Genomic DNA, 26,112 nt, shown 5'->3' with positions numbered 1-26,112 from the left:
GGCGGGTACTTCATCGGTGCAGCCATGGCAGAGGCTCCCTTCTCATGGCCCATCAGGCCATCTCCGGCAACCTTCCGCACGTCGGGGGAACCTCAGTGCGGTGTGTCCGCGGTGGTGATTGTAGGTGTGGAGCCAGGCGGGGTAGGCGTCACGTCGTTCCTGTTCGTTGCGGTAGGGCTTCGCATAGGCCCACTCGTCGAGCAGGGGGCGGTTGAAGCGTTCGACCTTGCCGCTGGTCTGCGACCGGTAGGGGCGGGTGCGCTTGTGCGCGATCCTGCCGGCCGCGAGGACGTCACGCCACAGCCGTGAGCGATAGCAGGAGCCGTTGTCGGTCAGCACCCGTTCGACAGTGATTCCGGCCCGGGCGAAGAACTCGCTCGCCCGGGTCCAGAAGGCGGCGGCGGTCTCCTTCCGCTCGTCGGGCAGGATCTCGCTGTGGGCCAGGCGGGAGTGGTCGTCGACGGCGTTGTGCGGGTAGCTGTAGCCTGCGCCGGAGCTGTTCTTCTTCCCGGCGGGGCGGCCCAGCGCGCGGTGGCCGCCCCCGTCGGGGATGTTCCCGAGCTTCTTGATGTCGACGTGGACCAACTCGCCCGGGGTGGAACGCTCGTAGCGTCGGACGAGCCGGCCGGTGGCTCGGTCGAGGTGGGCCAGGCGGGCGAGCCGGTAGCGGGTCAGGACCCGGTGAACGGTGGCCAGGTTGAGTCGCAGCAGGTAGTCGATGCGGGCCGGTCCCCAGCGGCGCGGGATGCGGACCTTGATGATCCGCCGCTCGGTGCGGGTCGGGGTCCGGTGCGGACTGTGATGGGCGGGAGGATCGGTCGGCCATGCCCGGCTCGCCGAGCACGCGGTAGCGGTCGGCCCAGCGTTTGGCCGTGGTGGGCGAGACCTGGAAGCGTTCAGCGGCGCGACGCAGTGGCCAGCCGTCCTCGACCACGCAGCGGGCCAGACGCAGGCGTCCGGTCTCGGTCAGCGGTGCGTTACGGTGCGACATGAGGGCCTTTCTGGATGCCGGTGCAGATGTCGCAATCCACACCGAGCCAGAAGGCCCTCACTCGTTTCAAGATCACACCGTCGCGAGCGCCGTCACCAACCTCTGTGGTCAGTACAGCTAGCCCACAGCCCGTCAGCACCGGCACGTAGACGGTTCGTACGACGTGACGCAAGTCGGCCGGGACCGTGGACGGCCCAAAAGGCCCTCGAGGGGGCGTCGGCCTCGACGTCACCGACCTGCACACCGGCCTGTGGACGTGGGCGCCCAGCTCGTGGGTGCACGCGCACGGTTCGCCGCACGCCCGGGAATTCGGCCGCGAGGGGCGAGGTCGACACCTCGGGCGACGACCCCGGTGCGTGACTTGCATCACATTCAAACCTCGTTGCCACTCCCGCGGGACTTATCGCGCCCTCTCCGACCGCCTTGTGAGCAGCCATGCTGCGTCCACGGCGATGCGCAGCATCACTGCGCATCAGACCGCTTGCTCTTCTGGGACTTTACGACGCCCCACCGAAGCAGATTGACCGTTGCTATCGTTCGGCACGACCAATCACAGCGCGTACCCGGCGGGGGAGATCCGACAGCGGGGCAACGCGCAGTAGCACTGCGCAGTCGAGAGGTAGGGCCACGGCACCATGAAGTCGTTCATCAAACTGCTGGAAAAGGCGATGGAGAACACCGGTACTACGCTCCGGCTGTGTCTGCTGATGCTCGTCGCTGCGGCGGCTTACGCCATCAGCCAGTTCAAGTAGCCAATTCGGAAAACGAGGAGGACCACGCGTGGAGACCAGCGCGCCGGAAAGCCGTGATGCGGAACTCGCTGACCGCCTCTGGCGAGCCTATGCCCCCTACCAGCGGGGCCGGAGCGGTTTCCGCGACCTCACGCTGATGCTGGCGATCCTCCTGCTCGCGCGGCTCATCGAGGCGGCGGATCCGGAGGACGAGCTCGTGATGCGGTGGGACCGCGCCGTCGCGGACGCCCGGTTCCGCGGGTCGCCGCTGCGCGACCTGCGTGCCGCGCTGGACAACGTCCGCAGGAGCAAGGGACTCGGCATCACCGTCGACCTGCTCGACGGCGAAGGGTCGGACGACGTGCCGTGGGCGGCGCCCTTCCTCGAAGCCCTGGGCCAACGGCCAGGCTCCGAAGCCAACCTGGCTGAGGTCGCCGAACTGCTCATCGAACGCCAGTCTCAGGAGACCGATGTCTCGGCGGGCGAGTTCTACACACCGCGGGAGGTGGTCCGGCTGGTCGTCGACCTGGCGGAGCCGCAAGCCGGGGACCGGATCTTCGATCCGGCCTGTGGGACCGGCGGTTTCCTGACGGAGGCGGCGCAGCGGATCTCCGAACACGGTGGCCTTGGCGGCACCTCCTTCGAGGCCTACACCACGGACCGCGGCGCCCCGCGGCTGGCGACGTTGAACCTCGCTCTGCACGGAGTGGACCAGCCCGTGGTGCGCGCCCCTGATCCGGCATTGCTCCTGCAAAGCAGGGGATACGGTCTGGCCGACGTGGTGATGAGCAATCCGCCGTTCAACCATCGTGCCATGAACCTGGACCGAGTCGGCCTGCCGCTCGACTCCAGCGCCAACTACGCCTGGCTGCAGCTCGCCTGGAGCCGGCTGAGCGAGCACGGGATCGCCGCGGTGATCATGCCGCCGAGCGCCGCCTGGTCCGGCGGGGCCGATGAGGCACACCGTCAGAACCTGCTTGCCCGCGGCGCCATCCTCGGCATCATCGCGCTGCCAGCGAACCTGTTCCCCGCCACCACCGTCGCCGTGCACATCTGGTTGCTTGCCCGGGACAAATCCGGCCGACTGCCGGTGGGAGAAGCGGGCTCAGTCCTCTTCATCGATGCCAGCCGGCTTGGCTCCCCAGCACCCCGGAAGCCGCGCGCGCTGACCCCCGCCGACATCGAGCGCATCACCAGCCGGTTCCACACATGGCTGCAGTCCCCGGGCGCGATGGCGGACGAGCCGGGGTTCTCCCGCTCTGTCGGGTATGACGAGATCACGGCACGTGCCGGAAATCTTGACCCCCGCCTGTACGTCGCTTCCACGCGGAAGCGACCAGCTGCGGCGCTTGACCTGGACAACGCACTCGACGAACTGCACGGGCACGCGCTCGCGACCGCGAAGTCGGTCAGCGATCTCCGCGAACTCGCTGACCGATGCGAACGGCTGACCGGCAACAAAGAGGACCTTCCGCTACTGACACTCCGGGAGGTGGTCAACGGTGGCCCCGGGAACGCCGAGGCGAGCCGGCTCCTCGCCGGTCCCTCAGGAAGCCTCATCCGAGCCGACGACTATGTGGAGGGCGGCGGGGTTCCGGTCGTGATGCCCAAGGACCTGGCGGACAGTGGCTTCAGTACGGCGGACATCAGGTACATCACCGAGGCCCATGCCGAGAGACTGGAGCGCTTCCGTCTCCGCCCCGGCGACCTCGTCGTGGCCCGCCGAGGTGAACTCGGCCGGTGCGCCGTAGTCCGTGAGGAGCAGCACGGCTGGGTCTGCGGCACCGGCTGTTTCCTCCTCCGCCCGCCCGCCGGGCTCGACCCTGACTACCTCGCCGCCTACCTGCGCAGTGCCGAGGCGCGTGACTGGCTCGACAACCACTCCACCGGAAGCATGACCATGAAGACCATCTCGCTCCCCATCCTCGGTGACCTCCCCATCGCCCTGCCCGACCTTGGCACCCAGCGGACCATTGCCGACCTGATGACCCGTATGGATGCCCACGAGCGCCTGCTCCGCGAGCAACTCGCCGTGACGAGGCGCCTCCGCCGGGATGCACTGCAGGGGTTTCTGGCTCCGGGAGCTTGACGTCCACCCCTGCTCAATCACCCCACGCAACGCAATCACCGATTGCAACGGACCGGCAGAAACGGACTGGGGGCGCCGTGCCAGGAGATCAATAGTGCGTCGCGGGCGCGGGTGGCGGCCACGAAGAGCAGGTTGCGGCTCTGCTTCAGTTCCCTCTCGTAGCGCTTGGGGTCGGTGTGCGCGAACTTCTCGATCAGTGCCGTGCGCGGCAGGATGCCGTCGCTCGCGCCGATGATGGCGAGCTTCTGGTACTCCAGGCCCTTGAACCGGTGCATGGTGCCGATGTGTACCTCGCCACCACCCTGGGGGCCCTCCTTGGTGAGGGTCGCGGTGGTGATGCCGTGCTTCATCAGGAGATCGGCGGCGACGCGGCCGGCCATGTCGCCGTCCGCGACGCAGACGGCCATGGCGCCGCTGGGGTCGCGAACGGTGCCGTCCTCGCCGGGTCGGGTGATCTCCTCGCGCCACAGCTTCAGTCTGGCGGCGAGCCGGGTGATCTCGTCGTCCCAGTCCGTGCAGGCGACGAATTCCGGTGCCGGGCCCCGGAGCAGCGAGTGGTAGCCGCTGAGGTTCTCGGTGCCGTCGTCGAGGTCGTCGTAGGTGGAGTCGCCGACGACCTTGGCGGCCTGGTCGAGGATCTCCTGCGTGGTCCGGTAGCTCAGGGTCAGTTTGGATGCCTTGCCCCGGATGTTGATCCCGACAGTGGCGAGGGTGACCTGACGGTCGTAGATCCGCTGGTGGGTGTCGCCGGCGATGAACAGGTCGTTCGGGCCGGGGGCGGCCATCGCACGCAGCATCTTCCAATGGGCGGCGCTGAGGTCCTGGGCCTCGTCGACGACGATGTGCTGGTAGCGGTGGCGGAGGTAGCGGATCGCGGAGCTGTTGTCATCGCGGTGGATCAGGTCTCCGCCCCCGATCTCGGCTTTCCGCTCGGCGCGGTCCTGGATCTTGCGTGCTCGCTCCATCTCGTAGCGCGCGGCACGCTCCGCGGCCTGTGCCCAGGTTTCGCGCTTCATGCTGTTCAGGCGCAGCGTGAACTGCTCGAGCACCTGCCAGACGCCGCCGCGTTCGGGGCGGGTCAGGGCGCGACCCATGCCCGGGCGCCGGGCCTTGAAGTAGTCCTGCCGGGTGGCGAGCGACTGGCCCAGGATCACCTGCTCCCACTCGTCGAAGAGGAATTCCGCGTCCCAGCGCCGCTGCGCGTCGTACTCGAACAGGACTTCACCGAGGACCTCCTTCGCCTGGGCGTCGCCGATCAGCGAGCGCTGGGCTCCGGCGGCGCTGTTCTCGTTGAGGATGCCCTGGGCCAGGATGTCGATGTGCTTGATGTCCACGCGGGCGAGCAGGTCGGGGGTTACCAGGGAGCTGAGCCGGGACCGTAGGTCGGCGGTGAGGTTCTTGGTGTACGTGGTCAGCAGGATCGGCTTGTCCCGGCCGGGCTGGAGCTGGGCGGCGAGACGGGCGGTGCGGTGCAGCGCGACGATGGTCTTGCCGGTGCCGGGGCCTCCGCTGACCCGGGCCGGCCCGCTGTAGTTCCGTTCGACGATCTTGCGCTGGGTGGGGTGGAGGTAGACCTTCCAGGCCCGGAAATCGCCCTCGGCGAGCACGTTGCGCAGGTCGTCGTCGACGGTGGTGACCGCGGTACGGGTGAGGGCGGCGCCCATGTCGTCCTCGAAGCCGGCTTCGAGGACGGTGGCGGCAGGACGGGTGATCTCGCTCTCCACCTCGTCGACGCTCATGCCGGCGCCCAGGCCGGTGAGCACTTCGGCGGTGAGGCGCGGCGCACCGGCGACGAGCTGGTCGAGCTCGTCGTCGGTGGTGACCAGGAGGGCCACCTCGACCAGGGCCTCCGCGACGCCGAGGCGGCGGAGGTCGTCGGCGGTGCAGGCGGCGAGCAGCGGCTGCGCAGAGGGCGCGACGGCGGGGGGTTCGACAGCGGGGGCCGCAGCGGTGACGGGTTCGGCTGCGGCGTCGACGTCCGGCGCGCCCCGCTCCGCCGGGTCGGGGGTGAGCTGGATGCCGGCCCGCTTGAGCACGCTCTGGCCGACGACGCCGAGGTCGACGAACTCAATCTCTCCGGTGATCCGGTTGATGGCGACGCTGAGCTCTTCGTAGACGTGCTTGCGGTGCCGCACGGCGACGACGAGCCATTGCTCGACGCCGTCCGGGCCCACGCCGACGGGAGCGAGGAGGGCGCGGTATGACGGATCGATCTTGGCGCGGTAGATGCGGCGGTCGCCCTTGAGGGGCTTGAGGTCGAGCTTGGGGTGCCCCGGGTCGTTCCGGAACAGGTGGCAGAAGTCGTAGAACTTCGTCTTGACCGACGAGTCCATCTTGTAGAGCTCGTTCTCGGCCTTCTGGTAGAGGCTCAGGCGTGCTGTCATCGTGCGGCACTCGGTTCGTGGGAGTCGGAGGCGGAGTCGGGGCGGTCAGTGGCATCGGGGAGGGCGGCGAGCAGGTCGTCGAGCCGGCCGAGCCATTCCTCGGCCGAGCGTACGGTGAAGCCCGCGTCGCGGTAGGCCTGCCAGGTCTTGTGGTGTTCCTCGTCGTCGCTGTCGTACGGCTCGGCCATAACGGCGATTCGCAGCGCTTCGTCGGTCCAGACGAGGTCGGCGAGCCAGCCTCGTTCACCGAGCTCGTAGCCGTAGACGGGTGCCCGCCGGCCGCGGTCGGCCAGGACGTGGGCGAGGCGGGCGAGGGGGGCGTCGGGTTCGTCCTCGTCCAGGTAGCCGAGGATCTCCCGGTCCCACAGCAGGTCCCGCAGTGCGGCCTCCAGCGGGGTCTCGTCCGTCTGTTCGGCCGTCGCGGCCTGCGGTGCGCTCGCGCTCCCGCCGTACTGGACGACCAGGGACTCGAGTTCGCCGATCCCGCCGAACGCCTTGAGCGTGCCGAGGTCGAACAGGCCCGCGCCGGAGGTGGTGAGCTGGACGCCGTCGCCACCGGTGTGGGTGAGGAACTGCAGCAGGTTGGACCACTGGAGCCAGGCCCGCCACCGCGCCTTGTGCTCGGGGGAGCCGAGCTGGTCGCTCTCCGTGTCGTCGAGGCATACCAGCGCCGTCCAGCGGCCGGTGGCGCCGTCGACCATGAAGGCAACGGGCAGTCCGGATCGGTCGGCGGCCTGGAACAGGTTGACCGTCCCGCCCCCCGTCACAGAGGCCGGGTCGATGCCGCCGGTCCGCCCCCAGGCTTCGAGGAGCATCCCGAGCGTCCGGTGCGCCTCCTCCGCGGAGCCGTTACCGACGAGCGCCATGGGGTTGGCACCAAGCAGTCCGCCCACGACGGATGCGGCCCGCCTGCCCCAGGCGGCGTCATCGGGGCTGCGCAGGTAGGCGAGGAGCTGGCTCATCGGATCGAGGAAGGCGGTGGAGTCCAGGTCGTCCTGGCCGTGCTCGACGTGCAGTTGCTTGGCCACGGCCCGGGCGCTGTACTCGTACGGCGGCCACACCGGCTCGACCGCGTCGCGGTCCCCCGCGTGCACGCCCGTGCGCTGTTCGAAGGCGGCCAGGTCGTCCCAGGTGAGCTGGAAGACGGCGTGCCCCTGCGCCCGGAGCCGGTTGCGCTTGTCCGCGTCGCCCGCGAGCCGGTTGTGGCGGCGGGAGGCGTGGAAGCGGCGGCCGTCGAGGTACACCGTCACCTTCCGCTTCGGGCCTTCGGTGCGTTCGAAGGTGAAGTCGGTGCGGGTGAAGCCCTCGCTGCGCTGCGCGGTGAGGCGCCACCCGTGGACCGTGGTCGAGTCCTTGAGCCGTAGGTACCCGCTGTTGTCACCGCTCTCGTCGAGCGAGGCGTCGCTGCCCTGCTTCTCGGCCCAGGCCCGCAGGACGGTGAGGAAGCGTGCCTCCAGGTCGGATTCGACCTGTCCGTCCAGCCCGATCTGGTCCGTGTTGCCGACCTCCTTGGTGATCCAGGCGTCGGTGCCCCGGCCGAGGAGGTCGTCGAGGATGTCGAGCGCCGCCTGCCGGGACACGGCCTCGATGTGCCGTTCGTCGGTGTAGCGGTACAGGCAGCGGTGGCAGGCGGGCCGGTTCTCCTGGACGCACGGGCAGTCGACGAGGAGGGTCCGCGCGTCTTCGAGAACCTGGCGGAAGGCGGCTGGGGCGGTGAGCCGGTCGAGGTAGCCCGTGCCGTGCGGCAGCCGGTCGTAGAGGACGAGGAAGTGCCTCGTCTCGTCGGTGTCACGGTCGGGCATGGTGGCGAGGCAGGAGTCCAGGTGCTGCGGGTCCCCACCGAAGGCGCGGTCGACGCCGAGCCGCAGGGCGGCCTGGAAGGAGTACACCTTCTCATCGACCAGAACGGTCGCCGCCGGGAGCAGGACTCGCAGCGCCTCGGTCTCCAACTCGTGGGCGAGCAGCACCTGTTCCTGCGCCACTGCCCTCGTGCCGCGCCGGTGCGGGCACCAGGGCGTGTGGTGCTTGAGAGCGCGCTGGCGGTTGGCCGAGATGTCAACGGCGTCGCGGTCGTCGTCGAACACCGGTTGCCCGTCCGCGCTCGCCGCGCCACATGCGGTGCACACCTGGAAGGGGGCGATCCGTACCGGTCGTCCGGCGATCCGGTCGCCCTCCTGGGCGCCGATCCTGAGCGGCCCGACGTTGACCCTCCGGATCACGGCACGTCGGGTGTAGTCGACGCCGAACACCTCGCCGGTGTGCCGCCAGGAGGCCTTGGGCACGAAGTCGCCCGGGGCGATGTCGACCATGTCGACGACGCTGTAGAACCGCCGGTCGCGGTCGTCGCTCTCGTCTCCGATGCGGGCGTCCTCGCGCTTGGCGCGGGCGGTGACCGTGGTCGGCTGGACGACCTGCCACAGACTGCCCGAGTCGGCGATGCCGGCGTCCCCGCAGCGCGGGCACGGTGAGATGTCCTGCTGGGCGTTGTGCGTCCGGACGTGGCCGCAGGACGGGCAGAACCGCCAGTACCGCCAGTCGTGGTCCTGGCCCGTGACGATGTCGATGCCGGTGATGCGGTGCTTGTAACCCTCCGCGTAGAAGGTGTTGCCGGGTGCGAGTTCGGCGACGGCGAAGGACCGCGGCCGTTCGTAGGTGTACGGCTTCGACTTGTACGTCTCCTGCCCCGTGCCAGTCTTCCCCTCCGGCCAGTAGAGCGTGGCGGACAGGGTTGTCGTCGAGTCGATCAGCGCGTAGTTCGGGAGAAGCCCGAGGTCGCACAGAACGCTCTGGGCGGGCTGGCGTAGCCTGGCCCCGCCCTTCTTCGACAGTGCCCGCACCTCGGCCTCCAACTCGGCCTTCGTCCGGGCCTGTTCCTCGTCGCCGTCCTTCAGCTCGTCGATGGCCGAGCGGATCGTCCGAAGGCGGTCGCGCAGCTTCTGGCTCTCCCGCTCCCAGTCGCGCTCGGCCCGCTCGACCGCGCTGCGCAGACGGCGCACCGCGTACTTCGTCAGCTCGGCCCGGGCGTTCTCGCTCACGCCGACCGGGAAGAGGTCGAGGAAGCCGCGGACCAGCTCCTCCCCGTGGGCGAGGGCGGCGGCGGCGAAGTCGGCGAGGTAGCCGGACGGGCCGAACAGTTCGTCCACCCGGCGCGGCAGCGCGGCCAGCGGCCTGCCGTCCTCGCGCAGGAGCCGGCCGCGGGCCGCGAGGTCGAGCAGGTGGGCGGTGTACTGGCGGCGCAGGATCTCGACTGCGGACAGGTACGAGCCGGGCGGCACGATCTGCCCGTCGATCATGTCGCGCGGCCGGTCCAGGAAGTACAGGTCGCGGCGCGAGCGGTCCGGGATGGTCAGCATGAACGCGTTGCCGGTGCGGCGGCCGGCCCGGCCCGCCTGCTGGGTGTAGTTGGCGGGACGGCGCGGCAGGGCCCCGAGCACGACGGCCGACAGATCGCCGATGTCGATGCCCATCTCCAGGGTCGGGGTGCAGGAGAGCACGTTGGGATCGTTGAAGCCCTCGCCCTTGCGGAACGACTCCTCGACGCGTTCGCGCTTGGCCCGGGACAGCAGTCCGGTGTGCTCCGCGGTGATCACCTGGAAGACACCGGCCCGCCGGTAGAGGCTGCGGTAGTAGTCGTCGCGGTAGTCCCGGTCCCGGTCGTGCCGGTCGACGGTCTCCTGCCAGCGGTCGCCCGCGACGAGCCGGCCGGAAGCGCAGCGGTACGCGGGGCAGGGTTGGTCGTGGTACTGGGACAGCAGCGACGGATGCACGGTCTGTTCCCAGAAGCACCTGGGACAGCGCACGTACGCGCTGTTGACCTGCTCGTCGGAGAGCAACTGGATCTGCACGGCGCCGGGTTGGAGTCCGTAGATCCGGGCCGCCGAGTCGCCCGGCGTACGGACGGCGAGCAGCCCGGCGTCGGCGAGCCGCGGCAACAGACGGAGCCAGAACTCGTCCGCCTGCTCGCGGGTCAGGCCCAAGCAGCGCTGCGCCCACGTCTCGTACCAGGACAGGCGACCGGCCGCGACGTCGAACTCGCTGTTGGGCTTCGGCTTGGCGAGCAGGAAGGCCGGGGCGGAGACGCCCTTGGGGAACGCCTTCATGCCGGGCGGGCGACCGCCCCAGATGAAGAACCGGCTGGTCCCTGCCTCGTCGAGGTACTTCCCCAGCCAGCGGTGGCCGATCGCGCCACGGGTGCGCATCCGGTCGAGGAAGCCCCGCAGGAAGGCGAGGTAGCGGTCGTCGTCGTGGGAGGTCAGGGTGAGGCCTCGGTCCGCCGTCTCCTCGTGGGCCGTGCGGACCAGCGCGATCGCCGCGTGCTCGTCGGGGACATCGGCGAAGGCCGCGGCGGTGCGGGTGAGTTCGAGGGTGCGCCCGTTGCGGGAGCGGTGGCCGAACTCCATCACCGCCTCGAAAGCGAACCGCTCGCCGATCAGGTCCCAGGTCCGCTTGTCCCCGCCACGGCCGGCACCCGACAGCAGGCGGGCCACCCCCGCATCGTCATGCAGATCGGGCGGGACGACGGCGGCCAGGGTCTCACGGTCGGTGGTGGCCTCGACCACGTCGGCCACCAGGTCGTTGAGCGCGGTGGGCCGGTGCTCGCTCAAGTGCTTGGTGAACAGGGCGCGCAGGGAGAACGTGTAGGAACGGGAAGCGACGAAGCCGGCCCGGTGCGCGGCGTCCTGCACCGAGTCGTTGAACATCAACGTCTTGGTCTCACGCTGCTTCTTGTCCATCTCGCCGCCGGTGAACAGCTGGGTGACGGAGGCGGCGGCGAGCGCGGCGGCGCCGGTGCCGAGGAAGCGGATCGCGTTGTGGGTGCCGCAGGCCGGGCACCAGTCGTCCTGTGCCGCACGCTCGGCGCGCTCGCCCAGCTGGACGAGGACGAAGGCCGCGTCCGCGCCCCGGGGTCGAGGATCGCCCTCGGCGGTGTAGTCATCAGCCGGATCCGGCAGCCGGAGGCGGCGGTCGGGGCCGTCCAGCACCATCAGCACGCCCGCACCGCCGGTGGTCAGCGACCGCTGGGCCGCCGGGTCCATCGGGGCACGGCCACTACCCTCCATGGCCTCCTTGTCGGTGGCCGCGATCAGGGTCCGGATCTTCGCCTTGTCGGCGGTCACCGAAGCGCGCCGGATCTTGTGGGACTCGAAGCTCAGCTCCTCGTCGTCCGACTCGGGCGCCAGGACGGACCAGCCGGAACGGCCGCACTCACGGCAGTACACCGCCGGCAGGAACAGCCGGGTCTCACGGGGGCCGGTGGTGTCCGGCGTTGTCCGCGACGGGGCCTGCGCCCCGGCCGCGTCCCAGGCGAAGGACGCCTGGGGCCACGGCTGGACGCCGCGCAGCATCCGCGTCACCGACCGCGCCCACTGGTGCACCTCAACCTGCACCAGCGGACGGCTGCTCCCGGCGGGCTCGTCCGGGTCCCGGGCGACGGACAGCAGGGCGACGAACCGGGCCAGGGCGAGTGCCGCCACCTCGGGCCGGGTGGTGATCGCCTCGTCCCAACTGGCGGCCCCTTGGCGCCGCATGACGTCCAGGATCTCGTCGTAGCTGCGCACCGTACCGTCGAACGCGGACAGCACGGCGTAGGTGAGCCGGTTCCGCTTGAGCACCGCGCCCAGTTCCCGGCCGTCGAGCGGGCCGGTTGCGTCGAACCGGTTCCCGGTGACGGCCTCGGCGAGTGCGGCCAGTGCCGCGTCGCCGGAGGCGGGGTCCGGAAGTGTGGTGAGCGCTTCGGGCGTGGGTACCCGGCCGGGCAGGAACTTGGCGTCCGGGACCGTCTCGTCGAGCATGAACTCGTCGACGGTGAGCCGGTCCTCGCCGATGACGGCGTCCTCGGTGAACTCGGTGCCGAAGACGTGCGCGGCGACGTCGAGCAGCTGACGCACCCCGTCCGCGTCGGTTCCGGACGCGAGGGTGGCGGACGTGGCGACCGGGGTGATCGTCCCCAGCGGTTTGCCAGGCTGCGTCGCCCCGACGGCGGAGGCCAGGCGGCGCAGCAGCATCGCCACGTCGGTGCCCTGCGCGCCGTCGTAGGTGTGGAACTCGTCCACGACGACGTAGCGGATGTCGCTGCTGTCCCAGAGCGGGGCGTCCGCGGAGCGCTGCAGCAGCAGGTCCAGCATCTTGTAGTTGGTGATCAGGATGTCTGGCGGAGACAACTGCATGTCCTGCCGACGGGTGTAGACGTAGTCGTAGTGCGTTGCCGCCTTGTCGCCGATGTACAGGCCGGCGCGGACTCCCTTGAGCGCGTCCTTCTCGGCGTCCAGCAGGTCGTTGATGCGTCCTGCCTGGTCGGTGGCGAGGGCGTTCATCGGGTACAGGAAGACGGCCTTGACACCGGCGTTCCCGGCCGCGCGCTCGCGGGCGCAGTGGTCGAGCACCGGGTAGAGGAACGACTCCGTCTTGCCGGAGCCGGTGCCGGTGGTGACCAGGGTCGGCTGCGGGGTGTGCCCGCCCTTCGTGGTGAGCCGGGCGAAGGCGCGGGCCTGGTGCGCGTACGGCGACCAGCCGCCGGCGCGGTGCCAGTCCAGGTGCTGCTGCCAGCCGTCCTGGGCGCGCGTGAACGGCGTGCGCAGGCGCAGGTACGGGCCACGGAACATGCCCGTGGACTCGTCCCCGAGGAAGGTGTGCAGCGCCTTGCGGGCGCCCTCGTCCGCGAGGCCGTAGGTCGTGGAGAGGTACTGGAGCAGGCTCTCCTTCAGCCCTTGCGCTTCGAGCGTCGGCCTCACGGCTGCGGGACCTCCATCGTCGTCGGGTCCCACAGCCCCTTGGCCACGGCGTCGTTCAGGCGCTCGGTGAAGTGGGCGTGGGCGCGGCGCATCTCCGCTTCGCGGTCGGCCTTGTAGAAGGGCGCGGCGTAGCCGTCGGGGACGGGGTTCGTCGCGGGATCCTCCTGATAGGCCTCGAACTGCTGCCAGTGCTCCTTGGTCTGGTCGAAGCCGTAGGTATAGCGGTCGCCCGCAATCTTGCGCTCGTTGGCGTCGAACCAGGTCACCCGATCGAAGTCCTGCATGATCGGGAATCGGGCCCGGTACATGACGACGAGCGTGTCGGCATCGATGCCCAGCCAGACAGCGACGAGCGCATCGATCTCGACAAGGGCAGCTCGGCGCGCGTATTCGGAACGGAGGGGCGTGTTCCGCTTCCAAGAGGGGGTTACGGCATGCAGCTCGGTCTTCATACCAGACCACTCGATCGCCCAGGGCTCGTAGCTAGCCCAGGTGGGGTCGTAGAGCTCTTCCCAAAGGTCGGCGTAGGCGGTGGTCAAGGAGTTCAGCCGCATGGTACGCAGGAGAAGGGCCGGGGCAAGGGGATGATCGGGCTGCGCCTGCGGCAGGCGCTTGGCCTGGGCGACGTCCAGATGTCCCACACCCGCCGTGCGGAGGAGGTAGTCCACCGGCAGCGCAGCCATGAACCCACCTGCGAGGGCGGTCAGCCGGGGTGTGCCGAAACGTGCGGAACGCACCGCATGAATGTGAGTCGTCCCCGGCGGGATCAGAGCCCCGTACAGAGCACGCTCGGTGTCAGGTGCGACCCTCTCGCGCCACGCCAGGCGGTACCACCCGCTGTGCGGTACGCCGGCCTTGTCTCGCAGAAACTCCTCGATCTCCGCCTCTGCGACCTCTTCGGGCTCCACCTTCCGCTTCTCCGCAACCGCCAGCCGCGCCGCCAGGCGTTCCTTCTCCAAAGCGAGCAATTCCTCGTAGCGGTCCCAGTCAGTCCAGTGGTCCTGCTCTCCCAGGAACACTCCGACCGGGGCCACTCGCCGGTACTCCGACTCCGGCACCGCGTTATCCGCGAGCATCTGCGGGTCCAGGCCGCGCGTCTCGCCACCGCCCTGGCTGGGCTGCTTAAACATCGGGTTGGCGACACCGATCTGCGGGCCCTTGAGGATGACGTCCTCCCAAGAGTCAGCGTGGTAGTCCTCCTGGCCGTCGACGCCGGTGTTGTAGTCGATGAGCCGCACGTTCTTGCCTGGGCCGAACTTCGCCTTCTTAGCGCCGCTTTCGTCGTACCCCCGAGTGATGTCCGGCGCCATGGCGCCAAGCCGCAACGGGTAGAGGCCCAATGCGTCGATCGCCGGGTCCTCGGCCGTGCTCACCGGGGTGAGCAGGCGCGTGTGCTCCACAGGCCCCTCATCACCGGCGAGGCGCTGCCAGCGCCGCAGAGTGTCCGGGGTGACACGGATGACCCGCTTCGGGTGCGGGCGCTCGTCCCAGTCACCCTGGTACTTCACGCCGGGGTCTTCGTCGTCCTTCCCAACGGCGGCGATGGCTGACATCCGCAGGGTGTCGACCGTGAACAGCCACGACAGCGAGTCGAACGCGATGTCACCCGCACTGCCGTAGATGTGCACGCCAAAGTGGCTCGACCGACCCACAGGCGGAGGGAAGAACCTGTTACCCGCGTTGACGAAGTCGCCGTGCACCCGCAGTCGGGTGTAGGCGGCTGCCCGCAGCCTCGCCTCCTTGTCGCCGGCGAAGTGCGTGTCCGGGTGCACCATTCCTGCCGTGCCCTCGGCGCCCGCATGATCCCAGACCTCACACATGAACGCGCGGTACAGGTCGGGCTGGCTCCCCGACATCAGGGGATAGATGGGGCCAGCAGCGAGGTAGGAGGCTGTCGCCACCGTGTTCGTGGCCTCAGCCAGCAGGTAGTCCTGCACCTGCTGCTGTCCAAGCTCCACCTCCCGCCGCCTGGCCTTCTCCTCGGCCTTCGGCTTCTCCGTGAGCACGAACCACGGTTCGAACTCGGCGAGGACCGGATCCTCCTTCCATTCCGGCCGCACCCATGGCGGGTTGCCGACCTGGAGGTCGAACCCTCCGGACTGTCCCGTGAAGACCCCGGCGTACTCCAACTCCCAGTGCAGGAAGCCCTGTTCCGCCGCGATATCGCGGACGGTCCGCATCCACGGGTATCGTGTCTCGACGGCTCGGCGGGCATCGTCCATGCCCATCTCGGCCTCGACCAGCTTCTCCAGGTCCTTCAGCTTGGCCAGGGAGTCGACGGACGTGGCGAACGTCCCCTTGGGCACCTCACCCGTCCCGACCATGGACTCCAGGAACGCGAGCCAGTCGTCGAGGCCGGTCAGCGCGATCACGTCACGGCGACGCACCGGCCCGCCCGCGCCGCCCTTGCGGCCGGACGACGACGCGCCCGCCTTCTTGATCTCCCGCCGTTCGACGAGGTCGTCCCCGCCTTCGCCGAAGGCCAGCTGGTCCCCGGGCAGCGCGAACAGCAGCCCGTGCTCCACGAACGCGGGCTCCGCCTCAGGTTCGGCAACCGGCTTCGCAGCCCCCGTCGCCGGCGCCACCCCGGAGGACAGCAGCGCGTCCAGACCCACAACCGGCGCGGTGGCGTACTCGGGATCGGAGCCGTCCAGCAGGCCCACCTTGTCCAGCGGCCAGAACCAGAGCGCGCACCAGGCGTCCATGACCTGCTTGAGCCGCCAGTACGGCGAGCCCTCCGCCGCGAACAGGTCCTTGAAGACCTGTTCCTTGCTCAGCGGCAGCGCACCGCCCGCGCTCTCCTTGTCGCGGCGGAGGAAGGCGTACTCCTCGGCGTCCTCCGGCCGGTCTGCGCCCCAGACGTCGATGGTGCGGGCGATCTCTTGCTCACTGAGCTCCAGTCGCCTGGCGACCAGCCCCCACAGGTACTCCACCCGCTCCGCGACGGCTTGGAGCCGAGCCAGCTGGCTGCCCTTGCCGCCAGTGGACTTGGGCTTCGTCATCACCGTCTTGCGCCAGGCCTTCAGGGCGTCGACCTGGTCCCCGGCAAGCCGCTCGACCAGCTTCTTCGCGTCGCCGCCGGCGTCCTGGATCGCGCCCCACCCAGGAGAGGGCAGCAGGAACTGGTGCACCGCACCTTCCGGCAGCGGCTGCTCCGTGCCGTCCTCCGCCGACCGGAACGGCAGCTTGGTCGGTGTTTGCGCGGCGACCGTCCTCTCCTTCTTGAGGAGGTCGGCTGTGTACACCCAACGCCTGGCCCCGATCAGCGAGTTGCCGCGCCGCAGGTGCAGGCCGAACCAGGGCGCGCGCATGCCGGGATGCATGGTGTTGAGCCACAGCGACACCTCGGCGAGTTCGACGCCGGTGGCGTTGAGGTCGACGCCGTACGCGTTGTGGAGGGCGATGTACGCCTTGACTTTCTGCTTCGCCTCCAGCGCCTGCGAGGTGTCGAGGGTGAGGCCCAGTTCCTCCTGGCGGCGCTTTAGGTACGCCTCGGCGACCTGGTTGATCGCCTCGTTGAGGAACGCGCCGGAGCCCAGGGCCGGTTCGCAGATGGTGTAGCGGAGCAGTTCGCTCGCTCGGGTCCGGACGGTCTTGCCGTCCTCGTCCTTTTTCTGGTCGAGCCGGTGCTTCAGAGCCAGTTCGACGGTGACCTTCGTCAGCGACTCGGGGGTGTAGTAGGACGCTGAGGTCTCGCGGTCGCGTCCGGCGAGGCGGTAGACGAAGGTGCCGGGCTCGTACTTCTTCGGGCCGCGGAGGCCGTGCTGTTCGGCGTCCTGCGCGGAGTAGACGACGTGGGTGTTCGCCGGGTAGTCGTTCAGCCGGTCCGCGGGGATGAGCCAGGAGCCCTTCTCGGGGTCGCCGTGCTGCTGGTTGCCGTTCTTCGAGCCCGGCTTGGCGACCTCGGCCAGCAGCCGCTCGTCGTCGATGATGCCGGTGTAGGACATCAGGCCCTCGTAGACGGCGCCGAGCTGGTTGATGCCGAGGTTGCGGTAGGAGATGAAGCCACCCTGCCGGCCCTTTGTGCTCGCCTCCTTCATGGTGAGCAGGCGCAGCACCTCGTGGAGGGCCTCGTTGCGCAGCCGGAGGTCGAGCCACTTCGGGAGTTCGTCCGCGCCGCTGTCGGCATCGACGCGTGGGTCGCGGACGCCACGGCCGATGAGGGTGATGGCCTTCGGGTCGAAGAGTTCGCTGCGCAGCGGCTCGAACCGCAGACCGCGCCGTTCGCTGCGTTCACCGGCGGCCTTGTGGTCCTCGGGTTCGGTGCCGTGCGGGCGGTGGCCGTAGTTGACCTTGTTGAACAGGACATCGAGCGAGGCGTAGAGGTGGAACCCCTTCTTGCTCTCCTCGTCGACCAGCTTCCGGTCGCGGGAGACCAGTTCGCGCAGCCGGGCGACCGAGTAACCCGCCTCGTAGGTGGAGTCGTCGGCGGGCAGGATGCCCAGTTCGGGGCGGGCCTCGGCGTACAGCAGGAAGAGGATGCGGTACAGGTAGCGCAGCGACTCGCGGGTCAGCTGCTTGGCGAACGGTCCGTGCCGCTCCGGGTCCTCGATCTGCCTCGGGGTGACCTTGTGTTCCTTGAGCCGGGCGAGCACCTCGTTGGCGATGATCTCGACCGAGCGCTGAAGCCCCTTGCGCAGCTCCGAGTTGACGCCGACTGCGTTGTCGCGGGACGCCTTGAGGAGGTCGTCCATCCGGCGGCCCTTGCCGTCGGGTCGGGGGGCCAGCATGTCGTGGGAGAAGAGTGCCGCGAGCAGGGCGAGCTCGCCGGTCTTCTTGGTGTCGTTGCGCAGCAGCGCCGCGTCCACGCTCGCCGCGAGGTACCGGCCCTCGGACCAGGTGGTGCGGTCGGCGAGGACGATCACGCCGCCGCAGAGCAGCAGCACGAACCGCGGTGCCTCGCCGCCGGGCTCATGCAGTTCGCTCTGGAAGAGCCAGCCGGCGAGCTTCTCACCCGTGCTGATCAGCCCCTCGGACGTCTTGAGGGGGTTCAGCAGGCGGCCCGCGCCGTCGGCGTCGAGGGCGTCGTCGAGGCTGTCGGTCCACCCGCAGTCGAGGGCGACGATTCCGTCACCGTGCCAGGCGACGGGGAGTTCGTACGCGCGGCCGGCGTTGTGCAGTGGCAGCACGCGGTCCGACCTGCCGTATCCGAGGGCGGCGAGCAGGGCGGTGTGCCAGGCGGCGAGGCGCTCGCCCCGCTCACCCGCCGGGTCGTCGTCAGCGGCGAGGACCGGCCGGACCTGGCCCGCGTACTCGGTGTGCAGCCTGAGCAGCAGCTCACGCGGGGTGGACCGCGTGTCGTGCTGATCGGTCTCGCGGTAGGTCCACAGGGTGAACAGGCCCTCGTCGTCCGCCGACTTCTTCTTGAGGGTGTTCTCCAGTTCCTCGCTGAAGTAGTGGGCGGAGAGGTACTCGCCGCGGTTGGCGAAGGAGTCGAAGGTGTAGCTCATCGGGCGGACTCCTCGGCGCGGGCGGCGGTCGGTGCAGTGGAGTAGAGAGGTTCGAGGACGGCGAGGACCCGGATCATCGGATCGCCGGAGGTACGCAACCGCCGGACGAGCTCGCGGCGGTCGGTCGCGGTGTCCTCCACCTTCTCGCGGCGGCGGTGGTGGTTACCGGCGACTTCCAGCGCGATCTGCTCCCAAGTCTGGACGCGGTCCTCGTAAGGGGCGAGGTAGCCGTCGATCAGCTGGTCGTACTCGGCCCGGCGGTCCCGCAGGTGGGCCTCGGCCGCGTCGACGGCGGCCGGCACGAGGGCCTTCAGGCCGTCCTTGTCGAGGATCCGGTCGCGTCCAGGCATGTTCGGGCCGACGCCGCAGGCGGCGAGGAACGCCGAGTCCATCCGCCAGACCAGCGGGTCGGTCTTGTCGAGGCCGGTGACGGCCATCCACTCGACCACGGTCGGCGTGCCGGCGGCGTTGGAGTGGACGCCCTGCAGCAGGTAGACGGGGCCGTTCAGGGCGGCGGGCAGATCGGGGTGGATGCGGGCGGCCCTGGCGACGTCCGGTTGGTGGGCGAGGACGAACGCCTCGTCGTACTTGAGCTTGGCGAGGACCTTGTCCGTCACCCAGTCGAGGACAGGGTGGATGTCCGACACGTAGGAGACGTTCGGCCACTGCGACGCTGTCTGCTCGGTCTTTCCCCGCTTGGCGTCACGGGCCGCTTCGAGCCGCTCCGCCGCGTACTTCCGGTTGAAGGTGATGCTCAGCGTGCCGTCGTACTTGGACGTCGTGAGGATCTTCTCCTGGTCGAGGTACGAGGCGGGCAGTGCGCGCAGCCGGTACTGGAGGTCGTCCGGCGGCGTGAACTCGATGCGGCCCCGGTCCGTGACGGGCTTCCAGCCCATGGCCTCGCGCTCGGCCTGCGGGTAGACCAGGTCCATTGCGGCGTGGAAGTACGCCTCGGTATCGGCGAACAGGTGCGGCACGTCCGCCTTGGCCACCGGGGGGATCCCCGCGGCGGCCGACGCGACCGACGGATCGGCGATCAGCGCGTTGACGTTCGCGAGGAGCCCGGCGAGGACACCGCCCGCCTCCTGCCGGGACTGCTCGATGGAGCGCTCCGCCGTACCGCCCTTGATGAGGTCGCGAGTCAGGCGGTCGTCCTCCTTCTTGGCGTCGTACAGGCCGGTGACCGCCTCGGCGCAGCCCTCGCCCGTCTCGATCTCGTGGGCCTGCGCCTCGCGGCGCAACAGCCGGACACCGACTAGCCGATCATCGAGGGTGAGCTGCTCCCCGGTCGCCTCGTCGCGCCGCCAGGGGACGTCGGCGGTCAGGGTGATCGCGCGGAACTCGGGACTGACGGCCTGGCCGTAGCGGTCGATTCGGCCGTTGCGCTGCTCGATCCGGATGAGCGACCACGGCAGGTCGTAGTGGATGAGATCGTGGCACTGGTGATGCAGGTTGACGCCTTCGGAGGCGATGTCGCCGGTGAACAGCAGCCGTACGGGCTCGTCGCGGCGACCGAAGCGGTCCACAATCTCCCGCTGCTGGTCGTCGTTGGTGGCGTCGCCGTGCATGACCTCGACCGCCCCGCCGTACGCCTTCCAAGGGCGCGCCTTCTCCGCCAGGCTGGGCTTCGCCTTGAAGCCCAGCCGCTCCGGGACGACCTGGGCGAGCCACTCCAGCGTGGCGATCCGCTCCGAGAAGACCACGACCCGGCGTTCGGAGCGCGGGCCGACGCCGAGCTCCTTCCTCAGCGTGCCCACCAGCGCGTCCAGCTTGGCGGAGTCCTTGTCCTCGAACTCCGCGACGAGCGCTTCGAGTTCGGCGAGGGCCCGGTGTTCCGCCGTGAACGCCTCGCGGGCCTTGGGAGCCGCCTCGGCGCGCCGCGGGTGCTCCAGGTAGGCACGGCGGTTGGCGAGCGACTTGCGCAGGGCGACGTGGGAGGAGAGGAACGCCTTGAGGAAGCCGTACGCCACCATCGGCTCGGCGCAGACCGAGGAGCGGGCGGGATCGCCGGGGGTCCATTCGGCGGCCAGCTTCTCCAGGACGGCCACCTCCTTCGGCGTGGCCGGGGCCAGGACGGGAAGGGACGGGCCGCGTTCCGCCCACGGCTTGTCCTTCAGGCCGTCACGCACCTCGCGGTCGGTCTTGGTGCGGCGGATGTAGAGGTGGTCGAGGTCCGCGACCTTGTAGTTCTTGACGTCGGCGATCGCCGCCGGGTCGAGCATCCGGATCAGCTCGGCGAAGGACTCGGCCTCGCCGTTGTGCGGGGTGGCCGAGGCCAGGATCAGCGCGTCGGTGTTCTTGGCGAGCCGCTCGGCGAGGCGGTTGTTCCGAGTGCCCTTGTTGACGAGGTTGTGCGACTCGTCGATGACCACCGCGTCCCATGCGGTGCTCTCCAAGTGGTGCGCATAAGTGGCCGACTTGAGCGTGTCGACGGAGACGATCACCCGCTTGAAATGGGCGAAGGGGTTGCGTCCGGCAGGGATCTCCTGCTGGATGCGCTGGATGCCGGTGGAGTCCAGTCGCACCAGCGGCAGGGAGAACCGGGTCCACATCTCGCGCTGGAACTGCTCCAGGACATGGGCCGGCGTCACGACGAGGATGCGCTCACCCCGGCCCCTGCGGATCAGCTCCGCCAGGATGATGCCGATCTCCAGGGTCTTGCCAAGCCCGACCACGTCCGCGATCAGCAGCCGCGGCTGCGGATTGCGCATCGACAGCACCCGCTCGGCCGGGCGCAGTTGGTGTTCCTGGCGGTCCATCAGGAACGAGTCTGCCAGGGCGAGCCCGTGCTCGGTCTGCGGGAGCGCGGTCTTGCGGATCATCGCCTCCAGGTAGAGGCGGGCCTTGGCGTGCTTCGAGGTCTCGTCCTCGACGAGGTCGGTCTTGCGCGGGTCGAGCACGTCGATCTGGTCGAGGCCCTGGTAGAACACGGCGTCCGTGCCCCGGACGAACGAGGAGACGCCGCTGACCTCGACCATCAGCCCGTCGCGGCTCTCGGCGACCGACTTGACGAGCCACTGCTCGTCCCGGATGCGGACCTGGGCGCCGGGGGCGAAGGTCGGCTTCGCCCCCGCAGGGAAGTGCGAGTCCTCGGCGGTGCCCGCAGCAGAATCGTCGGGCCGTGGCGCCGTGGTCACGTTGTGCTCCTCGATGATGGTGTACTCGGCCGGTTCAGCGATGCCGCCGTATCCGTGCCTACTGTCTACCGCAAGCGGTCGGGGCTGGGCGAGGCGCTCAGAGCTTCTGGCGCTCGGACCAGGTCAGCTGCCCACGGGCCGCGTACCGCTTGCGCAGTTCGTCAGCCACCCGCCGGGACGCGGGCGGACGGCCGGGGCGCGCGGCGGGGGGCCGGGGTTCCGTGGGCGGGCCTGCCAATGCGGGCGTCGGCCCGGCAGGGAGGTCACCCTCGCCGGGGCTGCCCTCCTCAGCGGGCGCGGAGTCGGCCTCGGTGCCGGGCGCGGCCTCCGGCTGTTCCCGCAGCAGCTTGTCGAGGGCCTCCAGGCGGTCCAGCATCAGTGCGTCCGGTTGCGGGAGGGCCACCGGCGCGCCGTCGGCCGGCCTGGTCTGCTGGATCAGCGCGTGGCGGGCCCGAGCCGGGCTGGTGCCCAGTTCCCGCAGCAGGTCGGCGCAGTGCCTGGTCACCTGGTCCAGGGTGGGACGGTCGCCCGGCTCGTACGCGAGCATCGAGGTCAGCAGCGGGGTGAGTTGCTCCGGCAGTCCGGACAGGTCGGGCCCAATGTCCGGGCTCACCACCTGCACCGCGATCGCCTCCCACCGCACGCCGTCGTACGGTGCGTGGCCCGTGGCGGCGTGCAGGAGGACCGTTCCCAGCCCGTACACGTCCGCCGCTCCCGTCACCTCCGTCTCGCCGCGCGCCTGCTCGGGCGGCATGCAGCGGACCGTGCCGAGCACGGTTCCGGGCTGGCTCAAGGAACCCTTCGATGCCTCCAGGAAGGCGCCGAGGCCGAAGTCGATGATCACCGGGCCGAAGTCGCCCAGGATGACGTTGGACGCCTTGAGGTCCCGATGGAGCAGACCTGCCCCGTGAACCGCGGCCAGCCCCTCGGCGAGCAGTGCGCCCACACTCGCTACCAGCTGTGCCGGCAGTGGGCCCTGGTCCTTTACGACGTCGGTGAGCGGGCGGCCGGGAATGTAGTCCATGGCCAGCCACGGCTGCTCGGCGAGCGGATCCGCGTCGAGGAAGCGCGCCACCCGGCCCGTACCCGAGATGGTGCGCGCGATCTCCGCCTCCCGCTCGAAGCGGGCGCGGGAATGCGGATCGATCTTGTCGGGCCTGATGACCTTGACCGCGACCGGGTCGCCCGCGACGGAGTACGCCAGGTACACCGCCCCCATGCCTCCGGTGCCGAGGCACCGCTCGACGGCGTACGGGCCGATCCGCGGCGGCAGGACGGTACCTGTCACCAGCTTCCCCCCGGGTTCCACAGTGCCGACACGAACGCGATTGCCGTGAGTGTCTCACCCGCCTCAGAAGGCTCTGCCGAGCAGTGTGGACACTGACGAATCACCCGTACAGCGTACCGATCGATATCGGCCTGGCAGAAGGTGCCATCGTTCCGTGACCCGGAGTAACGGGCGAGCGCGGCCGAGACGACAAGCGCCCGGGGACATCGGCTCGCCAACAGGCCCAGCGGGCCACAACACCTACCGTCCGCTGCGAAGCCTTCGGGTAGGCCGGCCTTTCGCGGCTTACCCAAAGGCTTCACATCGGCTACAGCCGCTCGGGCGTCCCGATTCCGAGGAGGGTCGCGCAAGTCCGCAACGATCGTCGCCGTCACCCCCCTTGTGCCCTGCCAGAGCCGCGTGGACCTGGCGCAGCGACTCCGCCGAACGGTCGATCCCTACGAGCGAAACCTGCGGCGCTATCCGGCTGACAGCCCGCAGCGTCGGTCCCGCACCGCAGCCAAGATCAACAACAACCTGGTCGGGGTACTGGGGGCCAGCAAGCACCGCGAGGCGCGCATGGATCGGCTCAGCACTGTCGAACACGGCGCTGCCCTCCTCCCCTGTCCGCGCCAGAGCCCGAGATGGCGGCACCAATAGTCCAGATTTGCACCATACATATGACATGCTTCGAGATGTCTCATCCTGAGCAGGGAGCCCGCCACCCAGGGATCGCCCCTTCGAGCCACCGCCCACTCCAGCCGCGCATCCCATCAAGCGGAGAACACCCAGCCGCTCGGCCGTTCGCAGCCACAGCCTCCTGGAGCCGGCCGAGAACGCCACCAGGTAGAGCCGACGAATCCCGGCGCAAGTAGGCCGAGCCTGCCCATTGCACCGGCCGGGGGCCTCCCGTCCGGTGATCTCTCGAGCACGCCGGTCTCCGCGATGCCCCCGCACCGCCGGTCTCATCCGAACCCGTCGAGGAGCCCGCAACCTGGGGTCAAACGCCTCGGCCCCTGAGGAGGTCTCGCTCTCTCGCGGTCGTCAGCGCGTGCCGATTGCACGATCCGGAGCTTTCTGGCGATGCGTCAGAATGGCTCGACGCCCGGCGACGTTGCCGAGCAGATCACCGGAGGTACGGCTTCATGACCCGCTACAGCATCGACCCTGAACGGCACGAGCTGATCGCGACCTGGGGAACCGGCGAAGGCGATCTCGCCACCCGCATCGCCGCCCTCCCGGCCGGCACGGACACCGCTGCGCTCCTGCGGCTGGCCCGCGCCCTCACCCACCTCTCCGAGGCCGCATGGCGCACCTACACCCACCCGGCCAGCGCCGCCGCCTCCCAGGAACCCAACTCCGAGGGCTGGCGCCGCGCCGAGGAACGCAAGTCCTTCGACGAGGTCCCAGGCGCCATCACCCGGCCCAACCTCCCCCAGGACGGCCTGCTCGACGTCGAATACAGCCCCCTGGTCGAATCCGCACACCGCGCCGGCCGCACCCTGCACGCCATCGGCAACGCGGACCTCACCGCCGTCATCCTCACCGAGGTCGCCACCGAGCTCACCGCGGTGGAGAACGCCGAACGCGGCGATCTGACCGGCCGCGCTCGCCAGGCCGTCCTTCTCAGCCGCGAAGGCGCCTCTCCCGTTCAGGTCGCCGCCGCCGATCACCTCCTCGAACAGGACCCATTCGGCCCCGCCGCGCTGTTCACCGAGATCGACCCCACCGCCGCGGCCGTCGCCGCCGCCCACTGGCTCGCAGCCGCCGCCGAGATCACCAGCGAAGCCACCGGCCACGCCCCCACCGCCGTGCTCTTCGAAGCCGACAACATCGAAGCCCTACCCCACGAAACCCCCACCCACGTCCTCGAACTCCTCCAAGCCGGCGCCTCCCCCTACGACGCGGTCACCGGCCTCGTACGCCACGCCCTCCACATCGCCGACGGCCTCCTCCCCGACCCCGCCGGCCTGCGCGAACAACTCGAAGACATCGACGACGACCTCGCCCAGCGCACCGGCCCGGACACCGACCCCGAGGACACCGGCCTGCGCCTGACCCCGCTCGACCCCAAACGCCCCGCCCCCGATCTCCTCGAAGACCTCCTCGCCGGCATCCGCGGCTGCTGGCTCCTCCACGAGGAATACGACGACCTCGACGACGAAAACGACTTCGGCGATGACGAGGACTGGGACGACGACGAAAAGGGCGGGCAGCAGCAGGACCGCAGCCGCAGCGACTTCGCTCGACTCGTTCGCGAAGCGGCAGCCGCCAACCGCAACCGGCTCATCTGAACCGCCTGCCGCGACCACCCATCGCGGATCATGGCACCCCGACCCCGGTGGCCCGCCCACTTTCGGCCCAAGGACGCGCACGGCTGGCCAACCCGACCGGCCGTTCACACTGCGTAGCCGCGTCGGGGAGCAGGAAACACTCCCCTGCCGCCCGGACGGGCCTCCAGAACAGGGCCCCGGTTAGTCACGTACGGTGACGGTTTTCGCATGCCCACATCGACCATGACGGGCACCACGGCAACCTGTCGTGCATTGGCGCGCCCAGGTGCGGGTCCTCACCGTGGACCGCAGGCCAGAGCCCCATTTCCGCGTTGGTGATCGCGTGGTGGTCGCAGGCGATCATCCGATCGCGGCGCATGTAGCCTCCGTGAACTGATCAATGAGTCAAAGCCACAGGAGGTACACGGAGTGCGCAGGTCAGGACGACCGGGCCGGGTCTACCGCCGATGCGGGTCCCGCGATGCCACCCGGCGTCAACTCGGCGCGAAGTGCCCACGCCTCGCCGAGGAGAAGCACGGCACGTGGACCTTCGCCGTCGACATCCCCTCCCTCAACGGCCGCAGGCGCACCGTACGCCGAGGCGGGTTCGAGGACGCCTGGACCGCCGAGACGGCGCTGCGACGCCTCCTCGAAGGCCGCCGGCTGGGCTTCGACGCCGACCCGCACGAGACGGTGGCCGCCTACCTCACCAAATGGCTCAAGAGCATGCAGTTCCTGCTCAAGCCCACGACCTACGCCCGCTACCGCACCTACGTGCTCTGCGAGTTGATACCCGTCTTCGGCAAGCTGCGCCTGGAGGAACTCGCCCATGACCACATCGCCGCCTACACCCACCAGCAGCTTGAAGCCGGCCGCGGACACCAGGCCGTCTACCACTGCCTCGCCACCCTCTCCAGCGCCCTGGGCACGGCCGTTCGCACCCACCGCCTTCCCTTCAACGCCGCCTAGTACTGCAACGGTGCTTAGCATGACGGGGCTTCAGCCGTCGGGCTGTGGCCTCGTCGCTTGTAGTGGCTGGTCCGGGCCTGGTGCTGGCGT

At 69.8% G+C, this 26,112-nt stretch carries 8 protein-coding genes and 1 pseudogene; 3 read left to right on the top strand and 6 right to left on the bottom strand.

Going from position 1 to position 26,112, the window contains the following annotated elements; all coding sequences use genetic code 11:
- Nucleotides 1-42: 42 nt before the first annotated feature.
- Nucleotides 43-991, bottom strand: a pseudogene (locus ACZ55U_RS35455) (IS481 family transposase).
- A 780-nt stretch (nt 992-1,771) separates the two neighbouring features.
- Between ACZ55U_RS35455 and ACZ55U_RS35450 the strand changes: the two are divergent.
- Nucleotides 1,772-3,811: a type I restriction-modification system subunit M/S gene (locus tag ACZ55U_RS35450; protein ID WP_465533067.1), complete on the top strand. Its 2,040-nt coding sequence runs from the start codon at nt 1,772-1,774 to the stop codon at nt 3,809-3,811.
- Nucleotides 3,812-3,846: 35 nt separating this feature from the next.
- Here ACZ55U_RS35450 and ACZ55U_RS35445 read toward each other — a convergent pair whose 3' ends face one another.
- The 5 genes from ACZ55U_RS35445 to ACZ55U_RS35425 form a co-directional block, all read right to left on the bottom strand.
- Nucleotides 3,847-6,195, bottom strand: a complete 2,349-nt coding sequence (locus ACZ55U_RS35445; RefSeq protein WP_465533065.1) for a UvrD-helicase domain-containing protein — start codon at nt 6,193-6,195, stop codon at nt 3,847-3,849.
- Nucleotides 6,192-12,926, bottom strand: a complete 6,735-nt coding sequence (locus ACZ55U_RS35440; protein WP_465533063.1) for a DEAD/DEAH box helicase — start codon at nt 12,924-12,926, stop codon at nt 6,192-6,194. The genes ACZ55U_RS35445 and ACZ55U_RS35440 overlap by 4 nt, the downstream gene beginning before the upstream one ends.
- Entirely contained in the window at nt 12,923-18,376 is a 5,454-nt protein-coding gene (locus tag ACZ55U_RS35435; protein WP_465533061.1) for a DNA methyltransferase family protein, read from the bottom strand. The genes ACZ55U_RS35440 and ACZ55U_RS35435 overlap by 4 nt, the downstream gene beginning before the upstream one ends.
- Complete coding sequence (locus ACZ55U_RS35430) at nt 18,373-21,513, bottom strand: SNF2-related protein (protein ID WP_465533059.1); 3,141 nt, start codon at nt 21,511-21,513, stop codon at nt 18,373-18,375. The genes ACZ55U_RS35435 and ACZ55U_RS35430 overlap by 4 nt, the downstream gene beginning before the upstream one ends.
- A gap of 97 nt (nt 21,514-21,610) precedes the next feature.
- Nucleotides 21,611-22,801, bottom strand: coding sequence for a serine/threonine-protein kinase (locus ACZ55U_RS35425; RefSeq protein ID WP_465533057.1), 1,191 nt, complete (start codon nt 22,799-22,801; stop codon nt 21,611-21,613).
- Between the two features lie 1,124 nt (nt 22,802-23,925).
- On the opposite strand from ACZ55U_RS35425, the gene ACZ55U_RS35420 reads away from it, so the two are divergent.
- Nucleotides 23,926-25,074 (top strand): hypothetical protein, encoded by a 1,149-nt coding sequence (locus ACZ55U_RS35420; protein WP_465533055.1) that lies wholly within the window; start codon nt 23,926-23,928, stop codon nt 25,072-25,074.
- Nucleotides 25,075-25,482: 408 nt separating this feature from the next.
- Nucleotides 25,483-26,022 carry a tyrosine-type recombinase/integrase gene (locus ACZ55U_RS35415; protein WP_465533053.1) on the top strand — a complete coding sequence of 180 codons (540 nt, stop codon included), beginning with the start codon at nt 25,483-25,485 and terminating at the stop codon, nt 26,020-26,022.
- The last annotated feature ends 90 nt before the right edge of the window (nt 26,023-26,112 follow it).

It is taken from the genome of Kitasatospora sp. NPDC034533, assembly GCF_055575155.1.
This window is presented reverse-complemented; position numbering and strand designations above follow the sequence as displayed.